General features: G+C 67.5%; 11 protein-coding genes. 2 read left to right on the plus strand and 9 right to left on the minus strand.

What is annotated here, in order from left to right; genetic code table 11:
- Positions 1 to 13: 13 nt before the first annotated feature.
- The 4 genes from ACFXKA_RS35115 to ACFXKA_RS35130 all read right to left on the minus strand — a co-directional run bounded on the left by ACFXKA_RS35115 (position 14) and on the right by ACFXKA_RS35130 (position 5,886).
- Complete coding sequence (locus ACFXKA_RS35115) at positions 14 to 691, minus strand: hypothetical protein (protein ID WP_379430602.1); 678 nt, start codon at positions 689 to 691, stop codon at positions 14 to 16.
- 288 nt (positions 692 to 979) lie between these two features.
- Positions 980 to 2,215, minus strand: coding sequence for an MFS transporter (locus ACFXKA_RS35120; protein WP_379430603.1), 1,236 nt, complete (start codon positions 2,213 to 2,215; stop codon positions 980 to 982).
- Entirely contained in the window at positions 2,212 to 3,480 is a 1,269-nt protein-coding gene (locus ACFXKA_RS35125) for a DUF3089 domain-containing protein (RefSeq protein ID WP_379430604.1), read from the minus strand. Before ACFXKA_RS35125 ends, ACFXKA_RS35120 begins: the two co-directional genes overlap by 4 nt.
- Before the next feature lie 18 nt (positions 3,481 to 3,498).
- Complete coding sequence (locus ACFXKA_RS35130; protein WP_379430605.1) at positions 3,499 to 5,886, minus strand: alpha-L-rhamnosidase N-terminal domain-containing protein; 2,388 nt, start codon at positions 5,884 to 5,886, stop codon at positions 3,499 to 3,501.
- Between the two features lie 57 nt (positions 5,887 to 5,943).
- Between ACFXKA_RS35130 and ACFXKA_RS35135 the strand changes: the two genes are divergently transcribed.
- Positions 5,944 to 6,573, plus strand: a complete 630-nt coding sequence (locus tag ACFXKA_RS35135; RefSeq protein ID WP_354845700.1) for a TetR/AcrR family transcriptional regulator — start codon at positions 5,944 to 5,946, stop codon at positions 6,571 to 6,573.
- A 127-nt stretch (positions 6,574 to 6,700) separates the two neighbouring features.
- Complete coding sequence (locus ACFXKA_RS35140) at positions 6,701 to 10,027, plus strand: protein kinase (protein WP_379430606.1); 3,327 nt, start codon at positions 6,701 to 6,703, stop codon at positions 10,025 to 10,027.
- A 231-nt stretch (positions 10,028 to 10,258) separates the two neighbouring features.
- Here ACFXKA_RS35140 and ACFXKA_RS35145 read toward each other — a convergent pair whose 3' ends face one another.
- The 5 genes from ACFXKA_RS35145 to ACFXKA_RS35165 all read right to left on the minus strand — a co-directional run bounded on the left by ACFXKA_RS35145 (position 10,259) and on the right by ACFXKA_RS35165 (position 14,558).
- Positions 10,259 to 10,414, minus strand: coding sequence for a hypothetical protein (locus ACFXKA_RS35145; RefSeq protein ID WP_379430607.1), 156 nt, complete (start codon positions 10,412 to 10,414; stop codon positions 10,259 to 10,261).
- An 85-nt stretch (positions 10,415 to 10,499) separates the two neighbouring features.
- Entirely contained in the window at positions 10,500 to 11,201 is a 702-nt protein-coding gene (locus tag ACFXKA_RS35150; protein WP_379430608.1) for a hypothetical protein, read from the minus strand.
- Between the two features lie 114 nt (positions 11,202 to 11,315).
- Positions 11,316 to 12,689 carry an MmgE/PrpD family protein gene (locus ACFXKA_RS35155; protein ID WP_379430609.1) on the minus strand — a complete coding sequence of 458 codons (1,374 nt, stop codon included), beginning with the start codon at positions 12,687 to 12,689 and terminating at the stop codon, positions 11,316 to 11,318.
- Positions 12,679 to 13,530 carry a cyclase family protein gene (locus ACFXKA_RS35160; RefSeq protein WP_379430610.1) on the minus strand — a complete coding sequence of 284 codons (852 nt, stop codon included), beginning with the start codon at positions 13,528 to 13,530 and terminating at the stop codon, positions 12,679 to 12,681. Before ACFXKA_RS35160 ends, ACFXKA_RS35155 begins: the two co-directional genes overlap by 11 nt.
- A complete protein-coding gene (locus tag ACFXKA_RS35165; RefSeq protein ID WP_379430611.1) occupies positions 13,527 to 14,558 on the minus strand; it encodes an ABC transporter substrate-binding protein in 1,032 nt (343 codons plus the stop codon). Before ACFXKA_RS35165 ends, ACFXKA_RS35160 begins: the two co-directional genes overlap by 4 nt.
- Between the last annotated feature and the right edge of the window lie 9 nt (positions 14,559 to 14,567).

Consider the following 14,567-nt stretch of genomic DNA (forward strand, 5'->3'; position numbering starts at 1 on the left):
TCGCTGCCGCGATTCACTCGCCGGGATCGACCAGGCACAGAATCGTCGGATCGGGTTTCGGGTAGACGACCGCGTTGTGGGCGTCGGTCGCGTCGCCGCACGCGGTGGGGTCGGTGGAGCCCTTGATGATTCGGCCGATCTTGAAATAGGTCAGTTGCGCCTGGTGCCCACCCTGCGCCGCGGCAGTGCCGCAGTCGACCGGCTGCGCCGAGTTGTCGAGGCTGTTCTGGGCCACGCATTCGCCCTCGCGCACCTGCAATTCCAGGCACAAAGTGGTGTTGCGCATGCCGCCGATGGAGCGCACGGTGTCGTAATCGGTACCGGGACACGAGCCGCCACCCGGATCCTTCAGCACCACGCCGACGCGGTAGATCGTCGTCGGGTCGTCACAGGACACCGTCGTCACGTCGACCATGGCGGGCCCGCCGCTGACCTTCACACAGTCACCGGCGGACACCTTCCGCAGCGGATCACGGCCACTGTCTCGGACATGGCCATGATCGGTGACGTGCTGCCAGCCGTACACGACGGTAATCGACAGCGCCAAGCCGACCAGGCCGCCGATCCCACCCAGCCACCTCCGGTGTCGCCTGGGTGGCTGCGGCGGCCACGGGGACGGATAGCCGGTGACGGGCTGCTGCGTCGCAGGCCCATAGCCCTGCGGCGCGTGATGATCGGACGAACTGGTCATGAAAAGCCTTCTTGCTCACTGATTGTGGATTCGGATGAGCGCGCGCGGACTCCGTCACGAAACCTGCGCTCGCACATGAGTTTTACTTACCACTAGGTAAAATTCAAGGTCCTTCAGGGCCGGTGAACGCTGCGCGGGAGCGGCCTGAACACTTGCTCGACGGCGCCGGCCTCGAAGTCGCTCCCCCGGGCCACGAGGTACCCGTCCGGCCACCCCGACGAGCTGCGAGCCACACTGCCGCACAGCCGACAGTGGCGACGATCCCGCCCAGCCCGGAGGGAGATTCGGTTACGGAGCGGCGGATTCCAGGCGGGCGTCGATGGATTCGATGCTCTCGCCCCGGCCGCGCGGGCGGAAGGTCACACCCACGAGGCCGGACATCGCGGTGACGACGACCATCAGGGCCACCAGGACCGTGAAGCCGCGGTGCAGCAGGGTCGGCACGAAGACCAGCATCACGGCGGAGGAGATGCGCGCGAGACCGAAGCTGAGGCCGATCGCTGTGCTGCGCAATCGCGTCGGGAAACTCTCCTGACACCACAGCTTGTAGTGCACCTCACCGGCCAGAGTGTTGCCGATGCCGTATGCGATGAACGCGGCGACGAGCATGGGTGCGCTGGTGTCGACCATGAGCAGCGCAGCCCAGGACGAGGTTTGCGTGACCGCGCCCGCGACGAAAATCGTTGTCCGAGACCGGGTGTCCATCAGCGGCATCATCGCCAGCACCGTGACCGCGATGAGCGGGACCACCAGCAGCGAGGCCCCCAGCGCTCGGGACGAGTCGAGATGGCCCACGGTCTCGAGTGCGTAGAGGCCGAAGGACCCGTAGAAATTGGTGCCGAGGGTGACGCTGACATAGAAGACGAGCAAAAAGAAACTGCCGCGCCTCAGATTCGGCGCGAGCAGCTCCCGGGGGCTGCTGTCCGACGGCTGCCAACGCAGGGATTCGACCATGCGCCGCCGCAGCAGCCAAGTGATCAGCGCGAGCGCCAGCAGGTGCGCGAAGATCGCGCGCGGCAGCTGATCACCGAGCCGGGAACCGGACAGTTCCAGCCCGATCACGGCCAAAGGTCCCAGTGCCCAAAGGAATTGGGTGAAGGTCACCAGCCGCCCCCGCTCCGACGCCGGAGCATTTTCACCGACCAGCGCCAGCGCCGCCGGCACGTCGGCGCCGATGGCCAGGCCCACGATCACCACGCCGACGAACAACATGACCGGGTGGACGGCCAGCACCAGCCACAGCAGCCCGGCGATATACACCAACAGGTCCACGGCGTAGACCCGTTTGCGGCCGTAACGGTCGCCGATCCGCCCACCGGCGATGGCTCCGAGACCGATACAGACGGTCAGCGCGGCGGAAAGAAAGCCCAACTGCCACTCCGACATTCGAAAGCTCGACTGCCAATGCGAAAGCGCCGCGGAGACGGCGATGATGGTGCCGGCGTCCAGATAGGACGCCATGCCCGCCAAGGCCGCCAGCGACCAGGGCCGCGCCACGGCAACGTGACCGGTCGTCGCGGTCATCGGCGAGCGAGCCAGGTAGCGGACTGCCGATCCAGGACGGCTGCCAGATCACCCAGCGCGACACTGTAATCGGCCACGTGCAGGCCGAGTTGTGTGTCGCCGACAGTGCCGAGAACGGCATCGAGATCACCGCCGATCTCCAGCCACGCGACTGAACCGTCACTGCCTGGACCGTAGCGGCAGGTGGACGTCAGCAGGCCGGGATAGCGGGTGAAACCCGTTGCGGTGCTCGGCACCCGGTAGTCGCGGAGCACCGCCGTCAGGTGCCCGGCGGGCGCGATATCGGTGCCCTGCAGCAGATTCCGGGTCGGCATGACCGTATCGAGTGGGGTGCGCGCGGCCGGATCTGCGGTGTGGCGCAGCGCGGCCGGATCGACGCAGGCGATGCGATGGCCGGGGGCCGCGCTCCAGGCCAGGCTCTTCGACCCCGGCTCGTGCCCCGCAGCGTAAGCGGAATAGGCGATGACGCATCCGGCCGGAACGGGTGCGCTCGCGCCGCACAGCGGCAGGTGCTGGAAGGTGGAGTCCGGGTCCGCGCCGCCGCCCGTCGGACGATCGTCGGGCACCTGCATCTTTCCGCCCAGTAGCACCGCGCTGACCAGTTGTGCAGTGGTGTCGGGCCGCCCGTCGATCCGGTCGCGAATCAACTGTTCCAGCGCCACGCTGCCTTGCGAATGGCCGAGCAGGATCACCCCGCGCCGGTCGCCGCCCGGCCCGACATTGTCGTGGGCCCAGTAGTCGTCCCACGCCGCGAGCACGTCGGCGAATCCTGGTCCGGCGTAGCCGTCGGAGCCGGTGACCACATGCTGAGCCAGCTGCGGCAGGGTGTCCTGGCGGTAGAGCGGGGCGAACATGCGGCAGCGATCGAGCAGCGGCCCCACCTGTGCGAGCAACACCGCGAGCTCCTCGGCCCGAGGCTGCGGCCGGTCTCCGGTCACGGGGTTGGGCACCAGGTCCACCGTGGGATAGACGTAGAAGCAGTCCACGCCCGGAGGTGCTGAGGCGGTGGCGGTTTCGTCATCGAGGTCGCTGTGACCGACGGTGGTGACAGACAGTGCGGCTCGGCCGCCATCCGGATACCGTGCCAGCCGGGGCTGGGCCCCGGGCCTGCCGTCGGCATCCTGATCGCAGGGATCGACTGCCGTGCCGGGTCTGCACAACCACACCGTCCCGGTCGTGGCGTCGGGTGGGGCGGCCACGGCCATCCCCGATACCGAGCCGACCGCGAGCGCGGCCGCCGTGATCATGCGGATCACGTGTTTCATCGGATACTCCATGCGATTTCAGAAGCGCGCGGTGAACTTTCCGGCAGCGTGCGGGGTCGCCGTACCCGACCTGTCGACGATCTCCACCGGAACCGGCGAGTCGACCACGACACGGTTGCCGTCGATCTCCACCGACACGACGCCGTACGGCGTGGGCGCGGCGCCCGCTGCCGCGGTCAGCACGCCGGGACGCGGCGCGATGCGGACCCGCGTGAATCCGGGTTCGGCCGGGGTGATGCCGAGGGTGTAGCAGACCAGATCCCGGGTGGGCGTGGCCGACCAGCCGTGACAGTAGGATCCACCTTCCCAGCACTCCCGGAACGCGGTCGGGGCATCGGCGCGCAGGCGGTCCCAGTCCAGGCACAGTTCCGCGATCCGGTCGGCCGCACCCAATCGTGCGATGGCGTCGTGCACGACATAGCGGAAGAACGGCTGCGCCCCGACCACCGAACGCTCGGTGTCCCAATCGGGTTCGGGTCGCACGGACACCGGCTGACCAGCGCTGGGTCCCCGTGCGTCGCCGCCGTGATCGGCCAGTGGGCTGGCGGTGAACATGGCCGATCGATCCAGCAGCAGCCGCAGGATCTCCGGCTTGCGTTCGGGCGGGACGAGATCCGCGCAGACCGCCGCCGCCGCGACGTGCTCGCTCACCGAGGTGCCACGGTGGCCATCGACCAGATTGTCGCGATAGGCGTGCCGCCCCGGGTCCCAGAAGGACTCGAACCCGCGGAGCAGGTGATTGTGAAAGGCGGCCGCCCAGGTGGCCCGGCCATGATCACCGACCCAGCGCGCCATCTCGGCGAAATCCCGTAATCCGCGTGCCAGCAGGGCATTCAGTGCCGCGCTCGCGCCGGATACCTGCACCGGCGACCAGTCGACGAGGACCCACCCGGGCACCTTCTCCACGAGACCGGCAGGACCGCGATAGGGCTCGAAATAGCGCAGAATTCCTTCGGCGGTAGGCAACAGACCGCCGACCAGTTCTCGATCGCCGGTGTAGCGGAACAGGTTGTGCACGGAGCGAATCCAGTGCAGCGACCAGTCCGGAATCGTCGGCACCTGCGTGGTCGCGAAATCACCGGCTACCACCATCGGCAGCAAACCGTCTGCGCGCGGCTGCGCCGCCAGTTGCGGGTTCCACCGAGCCAGCCGCCAATCCTGGTTTGCGATCAGATCGACGGACTGATGCACCACGGCGTCCCCGGTCCAGGATCGCTGTTCCCTTGTCGGGCAGTCGATGTAGGCATCGTGGGAGGTCAGGTCCACGGTGCGCAGACCCGTGCGGTAGACGGCGTCGAGGCGTGGGTCACTGGAGTCGAACGGGGCGACCGGGTCCCGAGGGCGCAGTTGTTCACGGATCCGGAGCGCGATCGGCGTCGTCGCGTCCTCCAGTGCGAGCACGAGGTAGCGTCCGCCGACCGAGTCGGCCGAAAGATAGGTGTCAGCCGAGCCGCGGGCCACGTACCGGAATACCGGCGCACTGTCGAGCGCGGCCACTGTGGGCACCTCGACCAGAGCGCCGTCGATGACCTGACCGCGGGCTGCCTCGAAATGCAGTTCCAGCCTGCCGCTGACGATCATCGCGAAATCGGCGATCAGCAGCTCGCGATCGCCGCCCGCCCCGCCCAGCGCGGCGGCCAGGGCGGCGCGTGGATCATCGCCGGAAGGCGGGGCCGCCCTCTTGTCCATGACTGTCGCGGTGTGGATTTCACCGGTCAGGGCCGGAATGGGCCTGGGCCGCAGGACGCCCCACGGTTCGGTGGGCGGCCGCGTCCCACCGCGCGGGCCGACCACCGAGGACTCGGCCAGCACACGCGCAGACGACCAGGCAGAATCATCGAAATCCGTTGCTGTCCAACGCGGTTCCAGTAGACGGGCATCAAGGTTCTCGGGCAGCTGGGTCAGCAACATGCCCGGCGGGTGACCGGGACGCCAGGCGTCGCCGGTCGCGAACCGCCACGACGGGTCGGTCCCGATGATCTCCTCGCCGAGCCGGACCTCCGCCACCAGGCCGCCGCCACCGATGGTGAAGCTCGGCGGCGACGGCTCCCACCACGGCACCGGATAACCGTAGAAACGGGCGAGTACCGCGACCGTGTTGCCGCCCTCGCGCAGTGTGTGCCGAATGTCGTACTCGTCGAAGCACAACTGGCGCGGCCCGTGCCGCACCGGCCCCGCACCGATGTCGATTCCGTTGACGTACAACCGATACCGGGAATCGGCGGTGATTCGCACCGCGGCCCGGGCGGGCACGCTCGCCAGCTCGAAGCCCCGCCGGAACAGCACTCGCTGGTCGAAGCGACTCGGGTCCAGGGATCCGTACGGCTGCGCCTGACTGGGTCCGCCCAGTGCCGGGCGATCGGACCAGATCCACTGTCCGGTCCAAGTATCTCGCGTGGTCGCCACACTCAGAGTTTTACTTACCACTCGGTAAAACTCAAGATGGTGTTGTAAGAAGAACCCATGAAACCGCAGCCGACAGCGCCACGCCGACGAGGCCGCAAGGAGCGCGCCGACGGCCGTTCCCGCCGTGAAGAGCTGCTCCAAGCCGCGGCCACCCTTTTCGCCGAGCGCGGCTACCGCGACACCAGCATCGCCGACGTGGCCATGCGAGTCGGCGTCACCCAGCAGGCCCTGCTCTATTACTTCGGCAGCAAGGTCGGCCTGCTGCACGCGGTGATCGACGCCCGCGACGACGAAAGCCTCCGATTCGCCGAGGAACTCGCCGCCCTGGGCGGCGTCCGCGCCCTGGACAAACTGCCCGACTTCGCCCGCCGCAATATCGCCGACCCCAACCTCGCTCGCCTGTTCGCGGTCCTACTCGCCGAGAACCTCAACCCCGGCGATCTGGCCCACGACCACTTCGTCCAGCGCTACCGCAACCTGCGCGCCGTCGTCGCCGCACTCGTCGAACAGGGCCAGCACACCGGCGACTTCTCTCCCACCATCGACCCCACACTCAAAGCGATCGAAATAGTCGCCTTCATCGAGGGCGTCAATACCCAATGGCTACTCGACCCCGACTCGATCGACCTGCAAGCCGTCACCGACTCCTTCACCCGCGACCTGATCCGCACCCTCACGGCCAATTAACCAGTAGGGCAACCCCATTCGAGGCATTCGAGCCCGGCGAGACGATCAGCCCGGGCTGGTCGCTGCAATCACTTCTGGTCGCCGTTGTCCGGCGGGGATACGCTGTTCGTTACCAAAGAGTTAACGCATGTTGCGAGGTGCCGGCTACACCGGCGGATATGGGCAGCCGATGCATGAGCGGGATCCGTTCCGCACAGCCCGTGAAGTGTCAGTGCCGGTCGCAGAGGAATTGGCCGCGGCCGGGTTCGAGGATGCCGAGGAGATCGGGCGGGGCGGTTTTGGTGTGGTCTACCGCTGTACCCAGACCGAGCTCGACCGGACTGTGGCAGTGAAGGTGCTGACCGCCGAGCTGGACACCACCGGTCGGGTGCGTTTCTTCCGGGAGCAGCGGGCTATGGGTCGGCTGACTGGTCATCCGAACATCGTCACCATATTGCAGGCGGGCACCACCGCGAGTGGACGGCCGTATCTGGTGATGCCGTATCACCCGTTGGGCTCCCTGGATGCCCGGATCCGTAGGCAGGGTCGACTCCCGGTGGAGACCATGTTGTGGATCGGGGTGAGGATCGCGGGGGCGCTGGAGACCGTGCACCGCCTGGGCATCCTGCATCGAGACGTGAAACCGGGCAACATCCTCCTCACCGATTACGGCGAGCCCGCGCTGACAGACTTCGGAATCGCGCGCATCACCGGCGGATTCCAGACCACTTCGGGCACCCTGACTGGTTCCCCAGCGTTCACCGCCCCGGAGGTACTCGAAGGCGCGGCTCCCACGCCGGCTGCGGACGTGTATGGGTTGGGCGCCACTTTATTCTGTGCGTTGACCGGGCATGCGGCGTTTGAACGGCGTAGCGGAGAGAACGTGGTCACTCAGTTCCTGCGGATCACCACCCAGCCGGTGCCGGACCTGCGCGAGCACGGCATCGCTGCCGACATCTCCACGATCGTTTCGACGGCGATGAACCGTGACCCGCACCAGCGGCCCTCGTCGACCGCGCTGGGGGAGGCACTCCGGCAAGCACAGCGCAACCATGGATTCGCCGTCGATGAGATGGCATTCCGGGACGAACCCGACCGCGAGCACCCGGACCGTAAACCCGCCACCCCAGGGTGGCGTCCCCAGACGGCAGAGGTGGGTCGTCGCACCGCGGGCCTGCCGCCACTGGAGTTGACCAGTTTCGTCAACCGCCGCGCCGAGCTGGCAGAGGTAAGGAATCTGCTGTCCTCGGCCCGGCTGGTGACGTTGACCGGGATCGGCGGGATCGGCAAAACCCGGCTGGCGCTACGAGCCGCGTCGACCGCGCGTCGGGAGTTCGCCGATGGGATATGGCTGGTCGAACTGGCCGACATCTCCGACCCGTCACTGCTCGTCGCCGTGATTGCAGCCACCCTCGGACTGCGCGACGATTCAGCACGACCGCTGTCGCAGGTTGTGGTCGACTTCCTGTCCACACGCCAGTCGCTGCTGGTCCTGGACAACTGCGAACAATTGGTCGCGGCCGTGGCCGAGTCGGTCGAAACCTGGCTACAGGCCTGTCCACATCTGCGAATCTTGACCACAAGCCGCGAACCGCTCGATATCGCCGGAGAGGCGGTACTGCGGGTGCCGCCGCTGACCGCGCCGAACCCGAAACAGGAAACGCCGCTGCGCGGACTGCCCCGCTACAATGCGGTCACCTTGTTCGCCGACCGGGCGACCACAGTCGTGCCAAGTTTCGAACTCACCGACGACAACAAGGACACCATCGCCCACATCTGCGCCCGGCTGGATGGACTACCACTGGCGATCGAGCTCGCCGCAGCCCGGATGCGGACCATGTCCCCTGAACAAATCCTGCAACGCCTGGATGACCGCTTTGCCCTACTAACACGCGGCAGTCGCACGGCACCCACACGCCAACAGACCCTGCGATGGTCCATCGACTGGAGCTACCAGCTGTGCACCCCGGCCGAACAACGGCTGTGGGCGCGACTGTCAGTATTCACTGGAGGCTTCGAACTCGATGCCGCTGAACAAATCTGCGGCACCGACCTGGCACCGGACAGCCCTCTCGACGTGCTCTCCGCACTCGTGGACAAGTCGATCGTGACCCGAGACGAATCCCACGGCGTGGTGCGATTCCGAATGCTCGAGACGGTCCAGGATTTCGGTCGGCAAAAGTTACGCGAGTCCGGTGAGGATCAACTGGTGCGAAGCAAGCACCGCGACTGGTATCAACGGCTGGCGCTGGACGCGGAGGCGGGGTGGATCAGCGACCGGCAGCCGTACTGGTTCGCCAGGCTCGACCGCGAGCTACCGAATCTCCGCGACGCGCTCGAATACTGCCTGGCGGAGAATTCCGAGGAAGCGGCGGAAGCCGGGCTACAGACCGCCGCCGCACTATCTGTGTTCTGGATTTTCCCAGGTCTCTACGGCGAAGCTCGGCGCTGGATCGAGCGGGTCCTGAACCACCCTGCCCGGCAAGCTATACCCGACCGTGTCAGGGCGCTCTATGCAGGCTGCTGCCTGGCGGCGATGCAGGGCGATTTGCCGGCAGCGACGGCCCTGTTGGAACAGGGACTCGTGCTTGCCGAACAGGACCCCACTCCGATGACCCGAGCGCTGATCGCCCAGGCCGACGGCGCCGTAGCGCTCTACCGCGGTGAGCTCGCCCGCGCAACCTCGTCCCTCGAGCGCGCTGTCGAAGTGCTCAGCCCGAATCCGCGAGGATATGTCCATCTTGCTGCTCTGACCCTCCTCGGTTGGGCACACGAACTGGCTGGGGACGCACAACGGGCGATCGAGTATCACCGACAAGTGCTTTCCATCACCCAAGCGTGCGGCGAATTGTTGTACCAGTCGATGGCGTTGTGGGGCAAGGGTGTTGCCGTCTGGCGGCAAGGTGAGCGGTCTCGGGCAATTGAGCTGCTCACGAGTGCACTGCGCGTCAACCAGCGAATGCGCAGCTCGGTTATCGCCGCGGTGAGTCTCGAGTCGCTGGCCTGGACGGCCTGCGCCGGTGGCGATGCCGAGCGTGCGGCCGTGCTCATGGGAGCCGCGCACGAAGTGGACCGGTCGGCGGGGGTCGTTTCGAGCTTCGTCCCAACAATGCGGCAGCATCACGACGAATGTGTCCGGCTGATGCAATCCGCCCTCGGGGCACGCGGATTCGAATCGGCCTTCCAGCACGGCCGAGCGATGGACATGGATGCAGCCGTGGCCTACGCCCTCGGCGAGCAGCCCACCGACACGAAACTCACGTCGGGTCCCTTTGCCGAGCTGACCAAGCGTGAGCGGCAGGTCGCAGACCTCATCGCCCAAGGCTTCACGAACAAGCAGATCGCCGCCAAACTGGTGATCTCCCAACGCACCGCAGAGGGGCACGTGGAACACATCCTGACCAAGCTCGGATTCACCTCCCGTGCGCAGATCGCAGCCTGGATCGCAACAGACGCCGAACAACAGAATCATTGACCTCCTGTCATCGACCGAACCGCCTCGGCGGGCGGGAGACTTGGCGGCGCAGAGTCGGGCAATCGGGTATCTATTTGTGTTGCCGTATCCCCGTGGAGTTGCAGACACCCGCGCTGCCATGCCGCCATGGAAGTCGTTGTCCCCGTCAAGGTCGACCCGCCGCAGCCGGCAACTCCCACTTCCTCATTGCCCAAGACCGCGAGAGTGGCCTCGAGCAAGAGCTGCCCGCCGCTATCGGGCGACCGCCAGCAGCGGCACCGTCGGCCCGGGCGCGTCGAGGCGGATCTGGCCGCGCTCGACCGCAACGGCTACGTCATCCTCGAAAATCTGATTCCCCCACCGGATCTCGATCGGATCCGGGCCGTGGTCACTCCGTTGCTCGAACACACCGGTCTCGACACTTTCGAGGTGAACGCACCCGACGCGTCTACGGCGTGCCGCCCAAGGTCCCGGCCCGGCCCGGGGCCAACTCTCACTTGGTGGTGGGGGCCAGCGGCTGGCTGATCGTGGTGAAGTACTGGACGGCTGCCATGATCACCACCGGGGCGGTGACCAACAGCTGGCCCGCGATCGTGCCGAGGGAGCCGAGGGCCACGATTCCGCCCAAGCAGCCGATCGCTGCGGCCGGGAGGAAACCGCCGAACAGCCCGACAAGGGCGGCCGAAGCGACTGTCGCGCCGGCGATGCCGCCGACGAGGCAACCCACGGCCGCTCCGCCGAGGCCACCGACCAGCGTGCCGACGGTCGCGCCCATGGTGATGGTGCTAACCATCCGGCTCCAGGCGGCCTGTTCGCGGTCGTAGGAATTCTTCCAGGGCGCCTGGTCCTCGAACGGCAGGGCCACGGGGCTGTAGGTGGCGTGTTGCGGATCGAACAGCGGGGTGAGTGTCGCGGTGCGATTCGCTATCCGAGCGTCGATGGGGAAGACGAAATCGTCTATGCGGAAAGACAATTCGGTTCCGGCCAGCACTGTGCCGTCACCCGCTCGTATCGTGAATTCGCCGTTCTCGACGACCATCGATCCCGCGTCGATGTCGATGATGGTGGAGTGTTCGGTGGTGGTTGCGGTGTAGTCGACGGTGGCCGGGTTGGGAGGTGGGGTGGCGGTCGCCTGCCCCGCATCGAGTCCCACGGCCGCGACGAGCAGCATTGATGCCGCTGCAGTCTTCCTCATCGGACGTTTCCTTTTCTTCTTCTCGAACCGGATCGGTCGAGTTCTGGGCACGCCGCATCACGCCGCGACCCGGTCGGGTGCGGCGGGGCGGCCGGTCGAATTCGGGGGTGGCGCTCAGCCGAAATGTTCGGCGAGGGTGGAGATCACGGCAGCGCAGGCCGTGTCGTCGCCGTTGATGCTCGCCCGCAGGGTCTCCCACAAGGCGGCGGTCGCCGTGCCCAGTCGCGGCATGACACAATCGTCGAACTTTGTGCGCAGTTCGCGCTGTGACAGCGGGTTACCGGGACTGCCGCGCCCGGTGTCGATGTCGACGCGGTATTGCCCGCCCTCGCTGTCGATGCCGACTGCGAAGGCCACGACGCGATCGGGGAATGCGGCGGTGGCCTCGGGGTCGGCTTCGAACCGCACACGCCGGGCGGCAGCGAGAATCCTTTCGTCCATGGCGTTCTCACCGTCGAAGTCCGCGAGTCCGACGCCGAGTCCCGATCCGCCGAGCAAGGCCATTGCGACGACCACCGGACCGGAGAAGCGCGCGGCGTAGGCCGTGGGCGGCGCGTATTTCACGGCCTCGGGGAAGGCGATGGTCCGCAGCACCGGTTCCGCCACCCCGATTCGCAGCGCCGCCCCGGGTTCGAGGCGGAATCCCTGAGCCCGCAGTTGTAGTGCGGCGTCGATCGAGGAATGGGTGAACCCGTTGGTAGGGTATGGCTTCGTCGTTACCGACTCGATTCGCCACGCGCCGGCGGTCTCGGTTGGCCACCGGACCTCGGCCGGATCGACGCCGAGGAATGCCTGCAGGAATCCGAATCGTCCTTCCAGCGCGGTCGGCGGCGCAGTGGCGCCCGCGGCGGCCAGCTCGGCTGCTAGAACGCCTGCGGTGGAGGCGAATCCGGCGTGCATCGGTTTGGTCTGGCCGCCGGTGCGGTTGCCTTCGAGAATCCCGCCGGACAGCGAGGCGGCGGTCCCGATCGCGTGGGCGAGTTGCTCCGGGGCCAAGCCGCGCAGTAGGCCCGCGGTCACCGCCGCGCCGATTGGCGTGCACACCGCCGTGGGATGGAATCCGCGCTCGAAGAGGATGGAATTGCCATCGGTGACAGCGGTTTCGCCGAGCCAGAGGCTGATCTCCTCCCCTATCGCGATCGCCCGCAGCAGATCGTGGGCACCGCTGCCCGGTCCTTCGTGCGCGATGGCGATGGCCGTCGGCACGATCACACAGCCGGGGTGCACCAGCGACGGTGTCTGGGCGTTGTCGTAGTCGAGCGCGTGTGCGGCCGTGCCCAGGACCAGGGCGAGCCGGCCGGTGTCACCGCGAGCGCGGGTGGCGCGTCGGATGGAATCGACGGGGGCCTCGCCGATTCCGGCGATCGCGACGGCAACCGTGTCGATCAAGTGCTCGCCCGCCGCCGCGTGGCCCGACTCGGGCACTTCGGATTTCGAGTAGGCCGTGTGCGCCCAATCAGCCACCGCCCCGGACAGTTCACGAAGCATCGCCGACCTCCCCCGGGATCAGCGCGAGCGGCCGGATCGGGGATCCGGTGGCACCGGTAATTCTCAGCGGCACAGCCAGATACAGCACTTCCTGTACGCCGGTGGCCGCGAGTTCCTCGAACGTCAGCACCTCCATGATGTGCACGCCGCGCTCTACCAGCAGTACGCCATGTGCGGGCAGCGCCGCGTGACCGATGCCGGGCAGGATCTGATCGGTGGCGATGGTGTCGCTGCAGACGGCCCGGATCCCGGTGTCGGCAAGGTATTCCGCGGCCTCGGCCGTGATACCGGGAACGCCGGTCTCGTGACCGATGTACGCGGCGGGGTCGTGATAGAGCTGCGGCCAGCCGGTGCGGATGAGCGCGACGTCGCCGACGCCCGGAACGGTGTCACCGAACGCCGCGCGCAAATGCTCGGCGGTGATACCGAATCCGGATTCGAGCCGCGGCACGGCGAGCAGTTTCGGGATGTCGGCGAGCACACCGCGGCACAGGAACGGCGCTACCGTGTCCACGCCGTGCACGGTGAACGAACCACCGACGCTGGCCGCGTGAGCGTCCACGTCGCCGTACATGCGGCCGTCGATGGCGGCGTGGCACAGCGCGTCCAGGTGGGTGCCGACGTGGCCTCCGGTGACGATGAGTTCGTTCGCGCCCGATCCGCCTTGGGCGTTCACCCGGTCGCCGTGCCTGCGCAGCAGGGCCATCCGGAAGCCCGGGTGACTGGGTGAGCAGGGCATGCCGTTCTCGAGCGGCTGTCCCAGTTCGATGGTGCGCAGACCCGCGAGGGCACCGGCGACGGTCCGCAGTTCGGCGACGGAATCGGTGGTGTGGTTGGTCATTTCAGGTCCTCGGAGAAGCGGCCGTCGTAGGCCTTGGTGGCGTCGATGCCGGATTTGTTCAGAACGGTGCTCACGAATTGGGCCGCCTTGGCGGCTTCGCCGGGGTTGATGGCCGCCGTGGCGGGCGTGGCCTTGACGATCGGGTCCCAGCTCTGCGCGAACTGTGAGTCGGTCATTTCGGGAAAGCGGGATCGCAGCAGGGCGGCGGCCTGGTCCGGCCGGCCGTGGATGAAGGCGTCGGCCTTGTTCAGCGCGACAGCGAAGCAGCGCATCACCGGTTCCTTCCGGTTCATGGTGGCGTTGCTGGTGGCCGCGACGCCATAGAGCAGATTGTCCAGGTCGGGGGCGATGCCGGAGGCCAGGCGCAGCATGACGCGCCCGTCTCCGCGCTCGGCGGCCACCAGGGAGGCCGGCGGCCCGATGATGTAGGCGTCGACCGAGCCGTTGGCGAAGGCGGCGACGGTCTCGGCCGCACCGCCCGCGGCGACAATGGTCACATCGGAGTCGGGATTCATCCCCGCATGCCGGAGCAGATACCGCAGGGTTTGGTCGGCTCCCGAGCCGGCCGAGGTGACAGCCACCCGGTGTCCGCGCAGCGCGCGCACGGCGGTGTCGAGATCCACGGCGCCGGGCGGCGCGAAGCGGTTCTTCACGCCGACGTCGGCGGTGTTGCGATCAGCGGTGGCGGCGAAGGCCACCAGCGGCGCGCCGCGTTCGGCCGCGCTGAGGATCGCGGCGAAGGTCGTCAGTGCGACGTCCACACTGCCGCCCGCCAGGGCCTGGATGGCCTCCGAACCCCCACCCATCTCCAGTGTTTCGACCTTCAGCCCGCCCTCGCCGAAGTAGCCCTTGTCCTGTGCGACATACAGTGCCGCGTATTGCAGATTGCCGACCGTGGACTGGCCGATCTTCACCGTCTGCCCCGAACAGCCGGTGACTCTCGTCCCGCCCCCAGCGCAGCCGACGACGGCGGACCCCATGAGGGCGAGCGCGGCGACGACTGCCGCGAGTCTGGTTCTGGTTGACATGGCGATCTC

It is taken from the genome of Nocardia sp. NPDC059228 (genome assembly GCF_042754245.1).
In the GTDB taxonomy this organism is placed as follows: domain Bacteria; phylum Actinomycetota; class Actinomycetes; order Mycobacteriales; family Mycobacteriaceae; genus Nocardia.

Bases quoted from the DNA above. Each gene is read 5' to 3' on its own strand.
- ACFXKA_RS35115 (WP_379430602.1), bottom strand. From the start codon at position 691: ATGACCAGTTCGTCCGATCATCACGCGCCGCAGGGCTATGGGCCTGCG.
- ACFXKA_RS35120 (WP_379430603.1), bottom strand. From the start codon at position 2,215: ATGACCGCGACGACCGGTCACGTTGCCGTGGCGCGGCCCTGGTCGCTG.
- ACFXKA_RS35125 (WP_379430604.1), bottom strand. From the start codon at position 3,480: ATGAAACACGTGATCCGCATGATCACGGCGGCCGCGCTCGCGGTCGGC.
- ACFXKA_RS35135 (WP_354845700.1), top strand. From the start codon at position 5,944: ATGAAACCGCAGCCGACAGCGCCACGCCGACGAGGCCGCAAGGAGCGC.
- ACFXKA_RS35140 (WP_379430606.1), top strand. From the start codon at position 6,701: ATGTTGCGAGGTGCCGGCTACACCGGCGGATATGGGCAGCCGATGCAT.
- ACFXKA_RS35150 (WP_379430608.1), bottom strand. From the start codon at position 11,201: ATGAGGAAGACTGCAGCGGCATCAATGCTGCTCGTCGCGGCCGTGGGA.
- ACFXKA_RS35155 (WP_379430609.1), bottom strand. From the start codon at position 12,689: ATGCTTCGTGAACTGTCCGGGGCGGTGGCTGATTGGGCGCACACGGCC.
- ACFXKA_RS35160 (WP_379430610.1), bottom strand. From the start codon at position 13,530: ATGACCAACCACACCACCGATTCCGTCGCCGAACTGCGGACCGTCGCC.
- ACFXKA_RS35165 (WP_379430611.1), bottom strand. From the start codon at position 14,558: ATGTCAACCAGAACCAGACTCGCGGCAGTCGTCGCCGCGCTCGCCCTC.